The 19,507-nt window shown below is 44.8% G+C and carries 18 protein-coding genes; 7 read left to right on the forward strand and 11 right to left on the reverse strand.

The features are described 5' to 3' along the window. Positions 1 to 16: 16 nt before the first annotated feature. Complete coding sequence (locus AACV12_RS11760) at positions 17 to 937, reverse strand: aminoimidazole riboside kinase (protein WP_019280953.1); 921 nt, start codon at positions 935 to 937, stop codon at positions 17 to 19. Positions 938 to 1,021: 84 nt separating this feature from the next. Then, positions 1,022 to 2,461, reverse strand: coding sequence for a sucrose-specific PTS transporter subunit IIBC (locus AACV12_RS11765; protein WP_026028729.1), 1,440 nt, complete (start codon positions 2,459 to 2,461; stop codon positions 1,022 to 1,024). 273 nt (positions 2,462 to 2,734) lie between these two features. Between AACV12_RS11765 and AACV12_RS11770 the strand changes: the two genes are divergently transcribed. From AACV12_RS11770 to AACV12_RS11785, 4 genes are all read left to right on the forward strand, one after another. Beyond that, positions 2,735 to 3,721 (forward strand): LacI family DNA-binding transcriptional regulator, encoded by a 987-nt coding sequence (locus tag AACV12_RS11770; RefSeq protein WP_010319758.1) that lies wholly within the window; start codon positions 2,735 to 2,737, stop codon positions 3,719 to 3,721. 118 nt (positions 3,722 to 3,839) lie between these two features. Then, positions 3,840 to 5,519, forward strand: coding sequence for a glycoside hydrolase family 32 protein (locus AACV12_RS11775; protein ID WP_170900373.1), 1,680 nt, complete (start codon positions 3,840 to 3,842; stop codon positions 5,517 to 5,519). Between the two features lie 246 nt (positions 5,520 to 5,765). After that, entirely contained in the window at positions 5,766 to 7,304 is a 1,539-nt protein-coding gene (locus AACV12_RS11780; protein ID WP_013856727.1) for a methyl-accepting chemotaxis protein, read from the forward strand. 25 nt (positions 7,305 to 7,329) lie between these two features. Then, a complete protein-coding gene (locus tag AACV12_RS11785; protein WP_094148120.1) occupies positions 7,330 to 8,061 on the forward strand; it encodes a transporter substrate-binding domain-containing protein in 732 nt (243 codons plus the stop codon). Between the two features lie 93 nt (positions 8,062 to 8,154). On the opposite strand, the gene trhO is transcribed toward AACV12_RS11785, so the two are convergent. From trhO to AACV12_RS11820, 7 genes are all read right to left on the reverse strand, one after another. Then, positions 8,155 to 9,138: an oxygen-dependent tRNA uridine(34) hydroxylase TrhO gene (gene trhO, locus AACV12_RS11790; protein WP_026027546.1), complete on the reverse strand. Its 984-nt coding sequence runs from the start codon at positions 9,136 to 9,138 to the stop codon at positions 8,155 to 8,157. 90 nt (positions 9,139 to 9,228) lie between these two features. Then, complete coding sequence (locus AACV12_RS11795) at positions 9,229 to 10,011, reverse strand: heme ABC transporter ATP-binding protein (RefSeq protein WP_013856730.1); 783 nt, start codon at positions 10,009 to 10,011, stop codon at positions 9,229 to 9,231. Then, positions 10,008 to 10,952, reverse strand: a complete 945-nt coding sequence (locus tag AACV12_RS11800; protein ID WP_232472984.1) for a FecCD family ABC transporter permease — start codon at positions 10,950 to 10,952, stop codon at positions 10,008 to 10,010. The genes AACV12_RS11795 and AACV12_RS11800 overlap by 4 nt, the downstream gene beginning before the upstream one ends. 100 nt (positions 10,953 to 11,052) lie before the next feature. Next, the gene (locus AACV12_RS11805; RefSeq protein WP_019280954.1) at positions 11,053 to 11,901 is read right to left on the reverse strand and encodes a heme/hemin ABC transporter substrate-binding protein; all 849 of its coding nucleotides are present in this window, start codon (positions 11,899 to 11,901) and stop codon (positions 11,053 to 11,055) included. Between the two features lie 51 nt (positions 11,902 to 11,952). Further along, on the reverse strand, positions 11,953 to 12,363 hold the full coding sequence (locus tag AACV12_RS11810) for an ExbD/TolR family protein (RefSeq protein WP_013856733.1): 411 nt from the start codon (positions 12,361 to 12,363) through the stop codon (positions 11,953 to 11,955). Continuing rightward, positions 12,360 to 13,067, reverse strand: coding sequence for a MotA/TolQ/ExbB proton channel family protein (locus AACV12_RS11815; RefSeq protein WP_013856734.1), 708 nt, complete (start codon positions 13,065 to 13,067; stop codon positions 12,360 to 12,362). The genes AACV12_RS11810 and AACV12_RS11815 overlap by 4 nt, the downstream gene beginning before the upstream one ends. Further along, positions 13,067 to 13,777, reverse strand: coding sequence for an energy transducer TonB (locus AACV12_RS11820; RefSeq protein WP_026028299.1), 711 nt, complete (start codon positions 13,775 to 13,777; stop codon positions 13,067 to 13,069). The genes AACV12_RS11815 and AACV12_RS11820 overlap by 1 nt, the downstream gene beginning before the upstream one ends. Positions 13,778 to 14,078: 301 nt before the next feature. On the opposite strand from AACV12_RS11820, the gene hutX reads away from it, so the two are divergent. Together hutX and hutZ are read left to right on the forward strand one after the other, a co-directional pair. Beyond that, a complete protein-coding gene (hutX, locus tag AACV12_RS11825) occupies positions 14,079 to 14,588 on the forward strand; it encodes a heme utilization cystosolic carrier protein HutX (RefSeq protein WP_029189810.1) in 510 nt (169 codons plus the stop codon). 54 nt (positions 14,589 to 14,642) lie between these two features. After that, positions 14,643 to 15,173 carry a heme utilization protein HutZ gene (gene hutZ / locus AACV12_RS11830; RefSeq protein WP_094124607.1) on the forward strand — a complete coding sequence of 177 codons (531 nt, stop codon included), beginning with the start codon at positions 14,643 to 14,645 and terminating at the stop codon, positions 15,171 to 15,173. 191 nt (positions 15,174 to 15,364) lie between these two features. On the opposite strand, the gene AACV12_RS11835 is transcribed toward hutZ, so the two are convergent. Then, entirely contained in the window at positions 15,365 to 17,503 is a 2,139-nt protein-coding gene (locus AACV12_RS11835; protein ID WP_170900374.1) for a TonB-dependent hemoglobin/transferrin/lactoferrin family receptor, read from the reverse strand. Between the two features lie 212 nt (positions 17,504 to 17,715). Beyond that, complete coding sequence (locus AACV12_RS11840) at positions 17,716 to 18,612, reverse strand: ROK family protein (protein ID WP_047691821.1); 897 nt, start codon at positions 18,610 to 18,612, stop codon at positions 17,716 to 17,718. A gap of 223 nt (positions 18,613 to 18,835) precedes the next feature. On the opposite strand from AACV12_RS11840, the gene AACV12_RS11845 reads away from it, so the two are divergent. Beyond that, positions 18,836 to 19,483 carry a GTP cyclohydrolase II gene (locus AACV12_RS11845; RefSeq protein ID WP_013856740.1) on the forward strand — a complete coding sequence of 216 codons (648 nt, stop codon included), beginning with the start codon at positions 18,836 to 18,838 and terminating at the stop codon, positions 19,481 to 19,483. Positions 19,484 to 19,507: the final 24 nt, after the last annotated feature.

The raw sequence follows: 19,507 nt of genomic DNA on the forward strand, positions 1-19,507 counted from the left end.
AGTACAAGCCATCATTTTAGCCAATCCATTGATCAAGCATGTGTTTATCTGGTAGCGCTGTCATTGCCCCTTTTTGGGTGGTGGCTAATGCTCCGCAGCCATTAGCCCATTGCACTGCGTTTATGATAGTACCCTTAGTAAACCACTCTTTATGTAATGACAACTGGCAAAGTAATCCACCGACAAAAGCATCTCCGGCACCTGTTGTATCGATAGGTTTTACGGCTTTTCCCGTAATCATTGTTTGCATCTCTGCTGTGATCACCAGCGCTCCTTTTGCGCCTTGAGTAATGACAATCAGCGGAATGTTCAATTCTTTCACTGAGATTAATCCCTGCTCAAGGCTAGGGCGCTGCGTGAGCAAGAGCAGTTCGTCATCGGAAAACTTAACCACATCCGCCATTGCCACTACGCTCATCACCACTGGGATCATCTCTTCGGGGTTAGGCCAAACCTCTTCTCGTAGATTGGGATCAAAACTGACAAATCCCCCGTTGGTTTTGATGCGTTTAATCGCTTCAATGGTAGTGCTGCGACTCGGTTCACTGGCCAGTGCAATGGAGCAACAATGCAGCCATTCGCCCGCTAAAAAGGTGGGAATGTCTGAACATTGGACAAATTGATCCGCGCTCGGTTTCACCATAAAGGTAAAACTGCGTTCGCCGTGCGAGTCTAAATCGACCACGACGGTTGATGTTCTTTGCTGCTCATCCAACTGCAAATATCGGGTGTCCACTTTCTCTTCGGTTAATGTGGATTGCATAAAGCGCCCCATAGGGTCATTACCCACACGGCCAAAAAAGGCGCTATTACCCCCCAATCTTGCGATGGCAACAGCCACATTCGCCGGAGCACCGCCCGGACATTTGAGATAGTGTGCTTCACCATCAGGAATTAAGTCGACGACCGCGTCGCCTGTCACCCAAACTCGATTCATTTTTTCTTCCAATATCCGTGTTATTCGCTGAAGAAATAAGCCCACTCACATCGAGCGGGCTTAGGAGCATAACAGCCTTGGGGGTTACGCTGTTGCTTGTTTATCAAGCTTTGCGCGCTCTTTGGCACCCAAAACAAGTGTTAAGGTAAAGGCAATGACAAAAGAAATCAGCATACCAATCATGTAGTAGCTGATTTTCTCTGGGTTAATAGAAATCACTCCTGGAAGCCCAGCCGCGCCTAACGCTTGTGCTTTGACATTAAACAAGGTAATGAATGCACTGGCACAAGCTGAACCGATGATCGCAGCAATAAATGGGTAGCGAAGTTTCAGGTTTACACCGAACATAGCGGGTTCGGTAATGCCCAGAAGGGCGGTCACACCTGATGGAATCGCAATGCCTTTTAATTTGATATCTTTGGTGTTCATACCAACCGCTAAAGCTGCTGCACCTTGTGCGACGTTTGACATGGCCGCAATAGGAAAAATAAACGTACCGCCAGTAATGGCGATGTCAGCCAATAGTTGTGTTTCGATAGCAATAAAGCTGTGGTGCATGCCAGTAATCACAAACGGCGCGTAGATAAAGCCAAACAGTGCACCACCAATGAAGCCAGCAGAATCGTATAGCCAGTTCAGCCCATCACCCAATAGAAAGCCGATATCGCGAGTAATCGGGCCTACCAGTGTGAAGGTTAAAAAGCCTGCAATGAAAATCGAGAGCATAGGCGTCAGTAAATTATCCAGTACAGAAGGGATAATTTTGCGCAGGCCATTTTCGATTTTTGCAAGAATAAAGGCGGAGACTAAAACGGGTAAGACAGAGCCCTGATAGCCGACTTTCTGGATCTCAAAACCAAAAATATTCCAAGTAGGGATGGTGCCTGCGACAGACGCGCCGCCAAATCCCCAACCATTAAGCAGGTCTGGGTGAACCATCAACATACCTAATGCAGCGCCAAGGAATGGGTTGCCGCCAAATTTTTTAGAAGCAGAAAATGCTAACAAAACAGGAAGATAAACAAAAGGGGCGTTAGCGAAGGTGTTGATCATGCTGGCAAGATCAGCCAAGCCCGGGTTGGCATCAATCAGTGACTGCCCTTCGATAAAAAGCCCAGTGGCTGTCAGTACATTAAATAACCCCATCAATAAACCGCCAGCAACGATGGCCGGGATAATAGGGACAAAAATGTCCGACAACCCTTTAACGGCGCGCTGCACTAGGTTCTGCTTTTGTGCACCCGCGCTTGCAACATCATTGGTTGACATTTCAGCAAGGCCGGTCAACTTGGCCATTTCCGCATAAACTTGGTTCACGATACCGGAGCCAAAAATAATTTGATATTGGCCAGCGACTTTGAATTGTCCTTTGACACCTTCAAGTGAATCAATGGCTTGTTCATCAACCAATGCGTCATCTTTTAGCGCTAATCTTAAACGTGTTGCACAGTGAGCAAGGGCTTGGATATTTTCTCTGCCACCTAATTGCTCTAATAATTGTTTTGCTATGACTGGATAGTTCATAACCCACCCCGGTTGTTGTTTGGTATCCAGATGACTTGATCTCTTTAAGATAAGCATGGTGGATAAAATTAAAATAAGTATTTTTGGGAACGTTTGCAGAATGCATTTTTGATGAATAATTCAAAGTAGTCAAAAGCCAACCATTGATTCTGTGAATTAGATCAGTAAAAGAGAGATCGATAATTCTACAAACAGCGTTAGAATCACACTATTCGATCGTTTGCCGCGCTGAGTTTTGCAAACAATCCCAAAACAGAATGAGTAAGGTTATGTATGTCGAGTTTGCACGATGTCGCTAAGCTGGCCGGAGTTTCTAAATCGACGGTTTCACGCGTTGTAAATGATGAGTATGGTGTTAAAGAGTCTACAAAAATCAAAGTGTTAAAGGCAATTTCCGAATGCGGCTATATGGTCAACCAAGTCGCTAAAGATCTCAAATCACAAAAAACCAATTTAATTGGAGTCATCGTTCCGCGAGTCTCTTCGCATGCGACAGCACAAGGCGTTGATGGTTTAAGTGCCATATTTGAACAAGCGGGCAAACACGTGTTGCTTGCCAATACTCATCAAGATCACGCTAAAGAATTGGAATATATTCAAATATTTAATCAAAAGAGGGTCGAAGGCATTGTACTTTACGCCACACACCTTGATATGCCATTAGTGAAAGCAATCCAACAATCTAATGTCCCGGTGGTATTGGTTGGGCAAGATGGCTCACTGCACGATATCCCGAGTATTGTTCATGATGATCTTCGCGTTGGATTCGAAGCGGGTAAACGGTTGATAGCAAAAGGTTGTCAACACATTGGGTTTATTGGTGTTCAGAGCGATGATGTAGCGGTGGATTGCTTGCGTTCTCAAGGGTTAGAGCAAGCACTGGGTATCAACAATTTAACCCTGTTGTTTCATGTGCGTGGTGATTTTTCGATTGAATCTGGTTACTTACAAGCTAAAACATTAATCACGCAATACCCACAATTAGATGGTCTTTTTTGCGCAACCGATAGAATTGCGGTTGGAGCGGTGAAAGCACTGCAAGAGTCTGGAGTTCAGGTTGGATCGCAAATAAAAGTATTAGGAGTTGGCAATGATGAGCTCGCATTTGTCAGTAACCCAAGCTTATCAACATTCAACTATGCCTTTGATAAAGCAGGTGAAAATGCAGCCAAGATGTTGCTTGAACGTATTGCTGGTCGTGGGCAGGAGATGAGTAAAGTCGTGTTAACATTCCAAAATATCGAACGTGAAACCGGCTAAGGCTGAAGGTATTTGCTGAGGGGAAGCCCGCATAATTGAGGGCAATATTTCACCAATGCTTGCAAGCAGGCTTATTTTTTTATATTTTGCAATCGTTCCCAAAAATTGAGTGTAAGTCATGTCATTAGAAACAGTGCCAGTAGAAAAAATGTCATTTGAAGAGATGGTGAGATTAGTTGGCGGCCCAGCCAATATTCAGCGAGTACTCGCACCAAGAGGCGAAATCGTTATTGCGCTGCGAGATCCAGCTTTAGTCAATGTTTTGCCGAGTCATATGCGCTTGCGAGAAGTGCTCGGTGAATGGCAGCTTTCATTTTTGATTCAACAAGATAACATCAATGAATATGCCGATGAACTGATCAACAGTTTAGGTCGAATGATTGATTCTCAGCTGCGGCTTAATGCGTACGCCTATTCCTCGCCAAACGATTGTCCATTTCGTCCTACTTGGCATATTTCTCCGCCGCAAGGGCTGCTCAATGACCCAAACGGTTTCATTTATCACCAAGGAAAATATCATCTTTTTTATCAGTGGTATCCTTATGGGTGTGAGCACAAGGATAAATATTGGGTACAACTGACGAGTACTGATCTTATTCACTGGCAATGGCAAGGTATTGCACTGACTCCATCAGATTGGTATGACAGCCACGGAGTTTTTTCTGGTCATGCTTTAAGTCACAACGATGAGTTGATGCTCTTCTATACTGGCAATGTTCGGTTAGGTGACCAGCGATTGCGTCAAACAACGCAATGTTTAGCCGTGTCGCAAGATGGTCTCCGTTTTGAAAAACGTGGCCCAGTGATCCGTAATTTGCCAACGGGTGTCACGGAACACATTCGCGACCCTAAAATAGTGCGCCACCGAGGCAAATGGCTCATGTTATTGGGCGCGCAAACAACGCAATTGCAAGGTCGGCTCGCTATTTATCATTCACATGATCTTAAAGAGTGGCATTTCGATGGTCTATTTGGTGAAGAAATCGCACCGCTCGGTTACATGTGGGAATGCCCCGATATGTTTGAAATCGCGAGCCAAAGTTATTTTGTTTTTGGCCCTCAAGGGATTATTTCAGATAACGTGAACCACACAGTTGTCCATCAAAATCGTATTGCAAAAGTCTTATGGGATGAAAATGATCATCCTCACTTTTGTCATCTGCAACCACTGGATCACGGCTTTGATTTTTATGCTCCTCAAACAATGCAGACGGCAGACGGGCGGCGTGTCTTGTGTGCATGGATGGGGTTGCCTGACGAAATTAATCATCCTAGTTGTGACAACGGCTGGCTGCATCAACTTACGGCACTGCGAGAGTTGAGTGTTGAGAATGGTCAACTTATTCAAAGGCCTATAAAGGAGCTAGAGCAGTTATGTAACCAGCCGGTAAGTTTGGAGTTAAGCGATAAATGCACCATTCTCAACACCAAAAGTTTTGAAATGTGTATCACTTTGCCGTGGGGGGCAAGCTTACGTTTGTTTGAAAAAGGTGAGCAATACGTTGAACTGAGTTTGGATGCCCAGCAAAAAGTATTACGTTTTGATCGTTCCCATACTTTGATACGTCAAGGTGATGTGATTCGTGAATTGGCCTTAGAGTGTGAACAGGTTGAGCTGCAGATTCTCGCGGATAATTCTTCATTAGAAGTGTTCATCAACGGCGGAAAAGCAGTGATGAGTGCAAGAGTGTTTACCGAACAAGAGGCGACAGGGGTATCACTATTAAATGCGTTGGTTACGGCCAAATACTCGCCTATCCAGCCCGTCAGCGCTTCTTCATTCGCTACTCAATTCTAAATTAAGCCGAAAGTAAACTTTCGGCTTAAAAAATAATAACCTTTTTATTTCTTGGTCTATCCTTAAGTAAAAGATAAGTGAGATCAATATGATCGGTATGAGTTCAGACAATAGCAGAGATGATATTGACCTCTCTTCTGGTCTGCGTCCTATTCATTAAACACAAGAGTCAGATGGCTATCATGCGGTGCGATGAAGTCAACGCACAGTGCTTAACTCATACCATTGATTAAGGCGAAATGAAGTATGTGGAAAAGTGTCAAAGTGATCTTTGTTACCCAAGTTGTTCTGGCAGTGTCCATTGTGTTGGGCATTTCTAGTTACATTGATTACCAGTCAAAGAAAGCGGAGTTGCAGCATAGCCTAGATACATCAATCTTGAATGCAAAAGAGCGTTTGAGCTACAGCCTACCTAAAGCAATTTGGGATTTTGATTTACATGCCGCCAAACTCACTATTTCAGCAGAGTTAAATAACCCAGACATACAAGCGGTTAGAGTGAAAGATGCGGGTGGTACACCGCTTCTTTTCCTGAGTACATCACCCGACTCTCAAGATGTGAAAGAGATGGAACCCAATGAGGGGAAACAATACGAATCCATGCTCTCTTCGGTGCAAAAGCTCACCTTTGTTGAGTATGAAAAGGAAAATGAAGTTGGTCAGGTAGAGCTTTTCTATAACACAGATAGGCTAGAAAAAACCTTGTTACAAAGTCTGCAATATAGCCTGATTGAGTTGCTGATTTTAGATAGCGTAATGATTGTATTCCTAATTTTGGCGTTAACGAAAACCGTCCTTCGCCCGCTCAACGATTTGACAGAGCGAGTGGCCGATCTTGCAACCGGTGAAGGGGATTTAAGTCGCATCATTCCAGAACCCAAATATAGAGAGTTTTCGCAGATCATCCGCAGTATTAATCATTTTACGGAGTCGCTAAGGGAGATAGTTGTACAAGTAACGAATGCTTCTGTGCAGTTAAAAGACACTGCAGAGATGAGTGGTCAGGTTGCCATGAGAAATGCGCAGCAAATTGATCAACAAAAACACAGTTTATCGACCGTCGCTGCCGCTTCCACACAGATGAGTCAGTCGGTGGCAACAGTGGCTGAAACCGCTAATGACGCCGCAAGGCAAGCAAGTGAGGCTTCTCAATTGGTCGATAATGTTTACCACTCAATAGAACGCTCTGCCGCCGAGATTGTAAACATGCGTTCCGAAATGGGTTCGGTAAACGCGGAGATGCATAAGCTGCTTGATGAAGGGCGAAAAATATCAACGGTGGTCGGGGTGATTAATGACATTTCCGAGCAAACCAACTTGCTGGCACTGAACGCTGCTATTGAAGCGGCACGCGCAGGTGAGCATGGTCGTGGTTTTGCAGTAGTGGCTGACGAAGTGCGCAACCTTTCGACCAAAACCAGCCAATCCACCGAACAGATCCAAACCAATATTCGCTCACTTAGCAGTGCAACAGAATCGGTTGAGCAAGAAATTATTCGCATCTCTAATTTGTTAGAAAGCACCGCTAAGCGAGTATCAGAGTCACAACATTCTGTTGAGCAGGTGAAAAATACTATCTCTGAAATTTCTGAAAGAAATGGCGAGATTTCGCATGCTACAGAAGAGCAGAAACAAGCCATTGATGAAGTCAGTCAGGCGATTGTTGAAGCATCAGAGGCCACTAATGAGCTGTCGAGTAGTGGTCAAGATAATGCTCAGAGAACGAAAGAAGTTCTTCAACTGAGCTCAAACATCAAAACTCATATGCGTAAGTTCAAAACATAAGTTCCACCTTCAAGGAGAAGAAAGTATGAAGCGTCTGTTGATCTTTATTTTCAGTATGATGATGGCCTTACCGAGTAGCTTTGCTGCTACTATTACGGCTGCGCAAGATCCATGGCCACCGTTCATTTCACCGGATAAAAGCATGCCGGGGCTATCGGTAGAAATCGCTGTTGCGGCTATGAAAACACAGGGCTATGACGTCAATTTTCAAATCATGCCTTGGTCACGAGCATTAGATGAGGTGAGTAAAGGCAGAATTGATCTGTTGCCCGCAACTTGGTATACGCAGGAGAGAACGGCTTATTTACTTTACAGTGACTCATATTTAGAAAATGAACTGAGCTTTATTAAAAGAGCAGGCGATACTTTCGAATTTTCAGGTTTAAATAGTTTGAGTGGCAAACAAGTTGGCATCGTTAGGGGCTATGGTTATGGGGATGACTTTTTATCCGCCACTAATTTCAACAAACCAGACGCTAATGATCTCACGACTAACTTGAAGAAACTGCAAGCCAAACGAATTGATCTTACCCTTGAAGATAAGTTGGTTGCGTTATCGACCATGAAAGAGGCGGGCTTAAATAGCAGTGATTTTCAGTTTACCACGGCATCTTTGTCTAAAAATCCTTTACATGTTACCTCAGGCAAAGCGAACCCTAATGCGCAGAAATATATTGATGCGTATAACAAAGGGTTAGCTACGATTAAAGCTGACGGAACATTTGATGCCATTTTAGCGAAATACGGTATTCAGTGATTTTTTTTAAAAAAAAGGCCGCAGTTTTAACGCTGCGGCCTTTTTCTATTCCAATAGGAGTTGAATCCTTTGAAGTAAGCATTGGGGTAAATATTAGCGTTTTGAGCCGCGCTGCTCAGCTTTACGTGCTAATTTTTGCGCACGCTTTTGCTCGATCAGTGATGCGGTATCGCCGCCAATGTGTGCTTCTCCACGCTGTTTTGCGAGCTGAACTTGTTTTTCTCGCTCACGGAAACGGGCCAGTTGTTCCGCAGAGTGAGTACCGAAGCAGGATGGGCAACTGACGCCTTGCTCGTAGACTTCGCTCTGTTTGTCTTCATCGGTAATCGGCAAACGGCAAGCGTTACATACATCGTAGTGACTCTCTTTTAAAGCGTGCCCTACAGCCACTCTGCCATCAAACACATAGCAGTCACCTTGCCATAAGCTCTCTTCTTGCGGCACTTCTTCTAAGTATTTCAAAATGCCACCTTCGAGATGGTACACCTCATCGAACCCTTGCTCTTTTAAATAAGCCGTGGATTTTTCACAGCGAATCCCGCCAGTACAAAACATCGCTACTTTTTTGTGTTTCTCTGGTGCGAGGTTCTTCTTCACATAATCAGGAAACTCACGAAAGGTTTCAGTGTGTGGGTTAAGCGCATTTTTGAAGGTGCCGATTTGGATTTCATAATCATTACGGGTATCGACAACCAGCACATCAGGGTCTGAAATTAGCGCATTCCAGTTTTCTGGTTTCACGTAAGTGCCCACAACGTGACGAGGGTCAATACCTTCAACGCCCATAGTGACAATCTCTTTTTTTAGCTTCACTTTGGTACGGTTAAATGGCTGCTCTGAGGCTTGTGATTCTTTGTAAACAGTACCTTTCAAGTTCGGTTCAGCATCAAGCCAAGCCAGTAGCACATCTATCCCTTTGCGTGTTGATGCCACGGTGCCGTTAATTCCTTCACTGGCTAATAATAGCGTGCCACGAATTTGGTTTTCCTCCATTAGTTCAAGAAGCGGTGCTTGCAGCTCTTGGTAGTGATTGAGTTCAACAAACTTATAGAGTGCACAGACGACGTACTGACTCATGGGGTACCTTTTAAAAAACGATATAAAGAATTGGGGCGCATTATAGCGAAGGGACGCGCCCACAAATACGGACAATTATTAAGGACAATATTAGATGGGGTAGACCATTGGGAAATCCATGGTTGGATGTGCGGCGACAAGCGACGAGTAGCCATATACCTGCTCAATCCTTTCTGCATTGAGCGCTTCCCAAGGTGGCGCATCACAAACCAGTTTGCCATTGTGCAGCATCACCATGCGATCTGCATATTGAGCCGCAAGGTTGAGATCGTGCAGCACGACTACAACAGCGCACTGTTCTTGGTGTGCTAATGAACGTGCAATGCGCAGTGTATTGTGCTGGTGAGCCAGATCTAATGCTGACGTTGGTTCATCCAGCATCAGGATTTTTTTGTCACCGGAGTGGTGAAGTTGAGTTAATACCCGCGCCAGATGTAAACGTTGTTTTTCACCACCCGATAAAGCCGGGTAGAGATTGTTCGCTCTATCGCTGATATCGGTTTGTTGCATGTAGTGTAGTGCCACTTCACTGACTTGTTGGTGGCTTAAATTTAATGGCAGTGCGCCTAATTCCACCACTTCTTGAGCGATAAAAGGAAAGCTCAACGTACTTTGCTGAGGAAGAATAGCCAAGTGCTTTGCTAACTCATTCGGTTGCCACAGCGCTTGCGGAACACCGAAGTAAGCCATTTTGCCTGTTGATGAGATTTCACCGCTGAGTATTTTCAGCAAGGTACTTTTTCCAGCACCATTGGGGCCAAGTAACGCCGTGACTTGACCTGAAAAAATCTCAATATCAATCTTATCCAAAATGGTTCGATGGCCAAATGTAACCGATATATTACTGGCTTGGATCGCTGCCGTTGTACTCAAAATACTTTGCCTTTTTGTTGAAACAGAAGATAAAGGAAGAAAGGTGCACCCACCAGCGCAGTCACAATCCCGACAGGCAGCTCCGCAGGTGCCACTGCTATACGGGCAAACATATCGGCGACAGTGAGTAAGAGTGCACCAAGTAAAGCTGAAATGGGGATCAAACTACGGTGATCGGGGCCAACCAGCATCCGGCCTAGATGAGGGATGACTAAACCGATAAAACCAATCATACCCACCGCGCTGACGGTCACTCCAACGCCGAGTGCGCTGAGTAAAATCATTGAACGTTTAAGCCGTTGCACAGAAATGCCTAGATGACGCGCTTCAGACTCGCCAAGTAATAATGCGTTGAGCGCCATCGCTTGACGAGAGAAACAGACGAGCAGCAGCAGTAAGGTCACAGCGCACAAGAGAATATTTTGCCAGTTTGCACCCGCCAGTGATCCCATTGACCACAATGAGAGATCGCGTAGCATTTGATCGTCTGCAACATAATTCAAATAGCCAATACCCGCCCCCGATAGCGCGCTGATGGCGACGCCTGCGAGTAGCATGATGGTGACGGAAGTACCAAATTTACTGGTGCCTAATCGGTAAACCAACAAGGTAGTCAATGCACCGCCTAAAAAGGCAAAAATAGGTACCACCGCAGTGCTCATCCACGGGTTGGAAAACAGCGCTAAATTGGCGAATAGCACAATCGCAAGTGCGGCTCCGAGGGCTGAACCTGCCGAAACACCGATAATGCCAGGCTCAGCTAATGGATTACGAAACAAGCCTTGCATCACCGTTCCGCACAGCGCCAAAATTGCGCCGACCAACAAGCAGAGCAGGGTCCGCGGAAAGCGTATCTCGTGGATGACTAAATTGATGTGCGCGGCAATGTCATTGGAGTGCAGCACGAGACTTTTTATGCTGTCACTGAAGCTGATATTCATTGGACCAACGGTGACAGAATAGAGGCTCACTAAGATTACCAAAACTAACAGCGTTGCATTCACCACATTTTTTGAGAGATGACGTAACAAAATAAGCTCCTTAAGGATAGAGCAATGCGTTTAGACGTTGCGCTTCAGCCAAGCTTTTAAGGCCTAACCCGCCGACGAGAGCGTGGCCATCGATGGTGATGATCTGCTTATTTATCCCAGCCGGAGTTGCTACTAACGTCGGTATGGATTGCAAAATGGCGTCTGCTCCTCCGAGTTTTTCATAACTGCGGCCACTGACTAAAATCACGTCCGGTTGCATCTCAATTATCGCTTCCATCGACAGTGGTTTATAAGACGTCACTTGTTCAGCGGCTGGGTTAACCGCGCCAGCCAACTCAATAATGCTGTTTGGCGTGGTGTCACTGCCCGCTACGTTGGCTGCTCTTCCTTCGTGGATAAGAAGAAATAGCACTTTTTTCGGAGTCTTGTGGGTAGATTGATGGTGGGTTAACGCCGCTATTGTGCTTTGAACTTGCTGTTTGAGCGCTTTAGCTTGAGGCTTTGCATCAGCGAGCGTCGCGATTTGGTCAATGCGTGCCAACAACCCCTGTGGTGTGGATTCATCATTCACCACCTCGACGTTAACGCCAGCGCCTTTAAGCTGTTGCAATGTGCTTTCTGGCCCCATTTCACTAGAACCAATCAATTGTGTTGGTGCTAAGGCTAATAATCCTTCTGCGGATAATTGGCGATGATAACCGATTTTTGGGAGAGCAAGATCGTTTGGAATTTCACTGGTGACATCGACCGCAACAAGTTTATTTTGTGCGCCTAACGCAACGAGGATTTCGGTCACCGCGCTGCCCGCACTGATAATCCGTTCTTGCGCGCAGAGCCAAGGTGATAAGATGAAGAGCGTTATGGCAACAAGCCAATGAGAAAGAGATTTGTGTGTCATCGTGTTGTACTCATGAAAATCATACGGTTTTTAAAAGCGTGTATGAATAGGCTATTGGGGATGGTCGGTTAATAACTGAGTGGCAGCGATGCCATTGTCTTGCAAGAACGCCAGCAATTTAACCAACTGCTGCACTTCGGCGGTTTTGTCTGCGCCAATCACGATGGGGCGATCACTCGCTTTGCTTTGTTCTAACAACGCCAATGTGAAGTTATTCCAATCGATATACTGCTTGCCATCGATAGCCCAGTAAGGTTCGTGCGCCAGAAGATTCACTGTGATTGACTGCTTGTTCACTTCACTCACGGTGGGTGAGTCGGTTGTTGGCAGTGAAACGTCTAATGACTCAAATTTAACTGCGGCTGTAAGCAGTAAAAACACCATGACAATAAAAATGATATCCAACAATGGCGTTAAATCTGGCATTAATGCGGATGAGTGAGAGTGCGGTGTCTTAATCATGATGCATTAACCACATCATTGTCAGAGACGTCTTCATACTTAGCTACCCGCTCTTGTTTGGTGGTGCAATCATGCTGTAAAGAAACACCTTCGAGCCATAAGTTGACATAATTTAGTGTGTGCTCAAGTTTTGCCATCACTCTGTCAGCCCATACGCCAAGCAGCTGAGCGCCGGTAATTGCGGGAAGTGCGATCAGCAAACCTGCAGCCGTGGTTCGCATCGCAATGCCTAGGCCATCCGCAAGGTCGTTTGGCGTAATATTGCCAGAAGAGAGCGCCACCCCTTTGAACATTTCAATCAAACCTAACACAGTGCCAAGTAAGCCTAGCAGCGGGCTGATCACACCAATCAAAGATAAAATACGCAGTCCAGAATGCAGTTGATGACGTTTTTCTTGCAACCAAATGCCCGCCGCATCTTCACGTAATCCTTTAGAGAAATCGTGATGAGCAAGTAGCATGGCAACCCCTTTATAAAGCAATGGGCGCTTGCTGGAAAATTCACTGGCTAACGCCTCAATTTGCGCTGTATTGGTCGGTGATATTTGGTTGAGCGCACTACCGATCGCACCTTTTCCAACACCAAGGCTAAGCAGTACTTGGAAAAGCCGTTCAGTAATGATCATGGTCGCAAGTGCTGAGCAGACAAAAAGAGGCCAGGCCATCAGGCCAAGTTGTTGTTCTAGTTGAGTAAGTAGTTCCATTATCCTTCCAATTTAAAACGTACTGGGATTTGCACTCGGTGGGCTATTTTTTCACCGTTCACCACTTGAGGAGAGAATTTCCATTGTTTGATGGCATTAAGAGCCGATTCATCTAGCAGCGCCGCGCCCGACGAAGAGAGTAGAACCTGTTTGATTTGGCGGCCGTTTTCGTCTAACCACACCTCATACATAGCGACCCCTTCAATTCCTCGTTTTTGTGCAAGCCTTGGATAAACAGGAGGGGCTGGGCGAGTAACAAAAGACGGCGCATCGACTAATTTCGGTTGATTAGTTGCGCCGCTGCTGCTTGGGGCGGCGGCGGTTTTCGGTGTCGATTCAGCGCTATTTTCATTCTCTACAGAGGATGTCACAGCTTCCTTTACAGGAGTTTGCACTTGTGCTGATTTTGTCGGTATTTTAGGAGCCGGTTTGTCTTTTACCGGTTTTGACAGGCTCTTTTTCTGCACCACTTTTTGCGGCTCTTTTTTTGCTGGTTTGGGCTTGTTGGCTCTCTTTTCTGGAGGTGGGGTTTTTGTTGCTTGCTCTTGTACTACCTGAGCTTGAGGTTGAGCCACAAAGTTAATCGACACTGAGGTGGATTGATTTCCCGCAGGCATGGCAAACACTTTTGATTCGTCATCAACGAACAAGATCGCCGCGTGAATCGCGAGAGATAGACTGCCAGCGACAAGATATCTAGTGAAATTCACGTGGTACTCCATATAACAACAAAGCGTTCTGATGAAGGGATTATTACTCAACATCAAAATAAGATCAATTATCAATTGCATTATCATTTGCATCAAATTATGATTTTACGAATTTAAAAGCTGGGTTAGAAATGCCTTGTTAGCACAGGGTTTTCGATCAACCACAATCAATCATAAACAACCTGAATTAATTCACCCTTGCCATAATTTTACTTACTAGATCGGGTTTTTAGTGGCGATTAATGTGATGTACTGAGCCAGCGTAAGGCGATTTAAAGCGAAGAACGAACTGGAAATGAATATGGATTTACTTGAACAGAAAGTGGCCTCTTTATTAGAGCAACAACCGACCTTATTGCCGACAGCGATGGCGCAAGAGTTGAATGTGACTGAATTTGAAGTGGTGCAGGCATTGCCTAAAGAGATGGTTGCGATTGTTGATGGTGCTCAAGCTCAATCGCTGTTGGAATCATTAGCGGATTGGGGAATGGTCACAACGATTGTCCACTCTTTTGGCTCTATATTTGAAGTGAAAGCACCTTTTCCAAAAGGGAAGTTGGCTCGTGGCTATTATAACTTGATGGGTAAAGAGGGCGAGTTACACGGCCACTTAAAGTTGGAATCCATCCAACACGTTGCTTTAGTCAGCAAGCCTTTTATGGGACGTGAAAGTCATTACTTTGGTTTCTTTAGTGAGCAAGGCGATAACATTTTTAAAATTTATCTAGGCCGAGATGAAAAGCGCGAACTGATTGCAGAGCAAGTCGCACGTTTTAAAGCACTACAACAAGACGTTCATTCCAACCAATAATATTGATATAACGATAAGCCCTGAACGCAATGCGAAAGGGTCGAGGAGAAAGTCATGGATCAGCAGATCAAACAAGAGCGATTACAAGGACGATTGGAACCTGAAATCCAAGAGTTTCGTCAAGAACGTCGTACATTGCAATTGGCTACAGTGGACGCGGAAGGTCGTCCGAATGTGAGTTACGCGCCATTTGTACAAAACCAAGAAGGTTACTTTGTGCTGATTTCGCACATCGCTCGTCATGCGCGTAACTTAGAGGTGAACCCGCACGTCTCCTTGATGATGATTGCAGACGAAAGCTCATCAAAACAGATTTTTGCCCGTCAACGGTTGACGTTTGACGCCGTTGCGAGTGTCGTACCACGTGAAACGGCATTATGGCAGCAAGTCATTGGTCAAATGCAAGCTCGTTTTGGCGAGATCATTGACGGCTTAAGCCAGCTGCAAGACTTTGCTTTATTCCAGTTGAAAGTAGAAAAAGGTCTTTATGTGAAAGGCTTTGGCCAGGCGTATCAAGTGTCTGGTGATGACATGGTTGATTTTGTGCACCTTGATGAAGGGCATAAGAAAATTTCCAACGCGTAATCTTAATCGCTCAAGATACATTGGACATTGTAAGAAAAGGCTAGTTATCTAGCCTTTTTTGATCGTGATTTACCGTTGTTACGAGTTAATGATTTATCTGTGACTTCGTGGGATCGTTAATCGAGTATGAGAAATGTAGATAAAACAAAGCCAAGCGTAGAGCTTGGCTTTGTGGCTTGGATGAGAGAACGTTAGAATTGATAATCTACATTTAAACCCCAGTTACGCCCAGGCTGTGATTTGCTATCGATGTTAAAGGTTTCGCCAGTAGCATCTCGGCCCGTGAGATCGCTATACAGCCAATATTTTTTATCGAGTGCATTGAATAGACCAGCGCGGATGGTTAGGTCTTGCATTGGTTTATAGTAGGCCGTTAAATCGATAAGTGTATAACCAGCGGCATCTGCATTTGTATTTGATTGCCAGTCCGTCTTACTTGCAACCATCTTAACATTAAGCAGTGCTCCGTATTGGTCGCGATCCAGCCCTAAGCCTACATTACTGGTTAGAGGCGCGACTGAATCTAAAGCATCACCTGTTTTCTTATCTTCTCCCTCTGCATAGGCAATGGCTAGATGGGTGTAAGTCCCTTGTGGGGCATTAAACGCTTTATCTAAATCAATTCGAGAGCTAAATTCCGCACCATAAATCGTGACTTCATCCAAGTTCTCTTTGGTAAAGATATCCTTGCCACCTTGTTTGCCTGTCTTTGACTGAGTAATAAAATCGGTGTACTCGTTATAGAAGGTGGTGATTTCAAAATTAGTTGAGTCATTTTGACCACGTAGCCCAAGTTCATAGGACAAACTTTTCTCTGCTTTAAGATCTGGGTTCGCATCAATGATTGCCCCCTGATTATAGAAGTAGTAAAGGTCGTAAACAGTTGGTGCCTTGAATCCTTGGCTAATTTGACCAAATACCGCTAGGTTAGGATTGACGTGGTAAACAGAACCCAATCGAGCAGTGAATGCGCTGTCTTTATTGGCTTCATAAGACTGAGTGTAGCCAGCATCAACGCTGGGTGTCGCTTCAAAAGAATCGTATCGAAGACCAGCGGTTAATATTAAACGGTCTTGGATGAAGTAGGCTTGGTCTTGTAGGAATAGCCCCCATTGCACGATAGTCGCATCAGGAATGCCAGAGCTACCCGGGGTAGATGTACCTGCATCTAATTTATAGTCAGTATTATCGAGGTCGAAGTCGTTGTTGATGTAGCTGGCACCATAGGTAAATTCATGAAGGTTGCCATTGAGATCTACGGCTTTGGAGAGCTGTCCATCAAATTGAATCGATTGATCTGATGATTCCCGTTCACGTAACCGGCGGCCATTAGATGGCGTTGTGTCGTAGTTCTTAGCGAGAGCGCTAGAATCTTGGAAATTCAATGACCAATCTAAAGAGTCAGCAAGCAGGGTATTCATCAACCATTGATGCTCTATACCGACACGAAGACGCTCATTGGTATCTTGGTTGTAGTTATCGGTATAGGTAAAGCCGGGCATAATGGAATAACCGTTATAGTTTAGCTCGTCTTCATCATACCGTTTGTTGTAATACTCGGCGGTTAGCCCAAGTCGATGGTTATCATTGGCTTGATAAAATGCTTTTGCCAACAGGTTGCCAAGTTTGGAGTCAGCCGGGTTTTGAGCGCCGCGATCAGGGCCTTCGATTTCTGAACCTGAGCCATGAGTTTGGGTCTCACTGCCATTGGCATAAGTTGCCATCAGTAAGGTTTCCAGTTTATCTTGACGCATTGCCCACGTTAATGTCGTTTTAAATTGCTCGTTAGCGGACGTATAACCAGACTTGATACCGAAGCGTTGCTCATTTCCTTCTGTGACGAGAACGTCTTCTGGATTTTTAGTGCGTAGCAATACCACACCACCTAAAGCGTCAGATCCATACAGTGTAGATGACGCACCTTTGTTCACTTCAATAGCTTGTAGAGTGTCAATCTCTATTGCGTTTGGATATTTTCGTTGTTCAGTTGCGCCAGGGTTATAAGGTACAGGTTGCTGTACACCATCAACCATCATTTTTACACGGCTTCCATACATGCCGCGAATATTAAATCCTGCTATTCCAAAGCGGCCATTACCTTCCGCTTCAACACCAGGGGTGGAATTTAGAGCTTGCTGAATATTATCAGCCATTACTTCTGCAATCTCAGAAGAGGAGATACTTTCAATGGATGACGATACATCTTTTTTACTCTGCTCGGTTCGCGTTGCCGAAACAACAACCTCATCGAATCGAGAAACTTCTTCTGCGAGAGCTGCAGGGGAAAGCGCTAGCAATATGGAGGCTGATAGTAGTGTTTTAGTGTACATCTGAGTTATTACCTTATTCATCAATAACAGATTCAAGCTGTGCGCAATGATATTGGATCTAAATGGTAATTACTATCATTTGTATTTGTATGTTAATGTGAAATATAAACAGAATTAGGAGTGTATGTTTTAAATATCAGTCATTTAATATGTAAAACACTTGCTTTACTTAATTTTTCGATGACTAAAGTTGTGACTTTAATCACTTTCTGCTAGTTCAAACCTAGCCAAGCTGCACCACGGATGCCGCTGCTGTCACCATATTTCGCTTGGGTAAACACAATCTGTGCACTATCAGAAAAAACGTAGTTCGCTGTTGCCCGAGGTAGATCAACATACAGCGATGCTACGTTTGATAATCCTCCGCCAAGCACTATCACATCAGGATCCAACACATTAACGATGCAAGCAAAGCTGCGCGCCATTTGATCAATCAATTGTTGATAAAGCTTTGTTGCTTGTGGGTCTTGCTGCTGGTAGCGAGTGATAATTTCGGCTGCATTCCACTCTTGTTGACCAATCAACTGAGCACTCTTTGTTAAGCCAGAACCGGAGATAAAGAGTTCAATACAGTTATCGCGTCCGCAATAACAGTGGCGAGTAGGCCCATCACGTTCACTGGTAAAACTTGGCAGCGGATTGTGCCCCCACTCACCGCATACGGCGTTCGCACCGACCAATACCTGTTTGTTGATCACAATACCGCCACCGCAACCTGTGCCCAAAATCGCGCCAAAGACTACGTTGCCATCTTTGGCGGCTCCATCGACCGCTTCAGACAGCGCAAAGCAATTGGCATCATTGGCAATTACAACGTTGCGCTGCAGGCGAGCGCACAGATCGGCTTTTAAATCTCGACCATTTAAAAAAGTGCAATTGGCATTTTTGATAAGCCCTGTCGCTGGGCTGATGGCTCCGGGAAGTCCAATCCCGATTTGGCAGTGAGTTTGCGTTTCGCTTTCGGCCATTGCAACCAGTTGACATAAGGTGCTTAGAAAAAGCTCGTACTCATGTGGGGTAGGGGTTCGGTGTTTAAAGAGGGTGTTTCCTGATTTATCCAGTACGCAAATTTCAATTTTGGTGCCGCCAATGTCGAAACCTATCAGCATGATTTTTCCTTATTTTGGATGTTGAGTGTGAATCCTGACTATGGAATATAGTCTAATAATCAACGTGTTTTGTCTTTGAACTGAACAAGATAACGTGAAATGGTGAGATTTTTTCTTTTGATTGCTGAGAAATGTTATATTATAACATTTCTCAGCAAGTGATCTTTTTATTGAAAAGGGGAGTATCTATCCCCATAGTTAGGTCATCAATGGGTCAATTCGAATGCAAATCAATTCAGCATTGCAACAAGCAATTATTCAAGTGAGTGTAGATATGGCGGAAGTACGAGCCAGAGTGGATTTCAAAGTCGGTCTAAAAAGCAATATTGACGCCGAAATACTCTCTTTTAGAGGACTGAAAACAGACAAAGAACATGTTGCGGTCATTTTTAAATCCGCTGACGTTACTCAGGAAACTCCTTTAGTCCGTATGCATTCAGAGTGTTTAACGGGCGATGTTTTTCACTCATCACGCTGTGATTGTGGTGAACAATTAGAAGAAACCATTAATAAAATGGGCGAAGTTGGCGGCATTATCCTCTATTTGCGTCAAGAAGGTCGAGGCATTGGTCTGTACAACAAAATTGATGCCTATCGCTTACAAAGTGCGGGGATGAATACCTATGAAGCCAACAATCATCTTGGCTTTGGTGACGACCTGCGTGATTTCACTGAAGCGGCGCAGATGTTGAAAGCGTTAAATGTGACCAAGATTCGTTTAGTCACTAATAACCCTAAAAAAAGTCGTGAGTTGAAGGAGCATGGTATTGAAATTGTAGAGGTCGTGAATACCGCGGCACATATTAAGTCGGGTAATGAAAATTACCTCAAGGCCAAAGTTTCCCATGGCAAACACAACTTAAAACTATAACTCAGACTTATAGATGATAGCCAA

It is taken from the genome of Vibrio sp. 2-2(8) (assembly GCF_963888495.1).
In the GTDB taxonomy this organism is placed as follows: Bacteria; Pseudomonadota; Gammaproteobacteria; order Enterobacterales; family Vibrionaceae; genus Vibrio; species Vibrio anguillarum.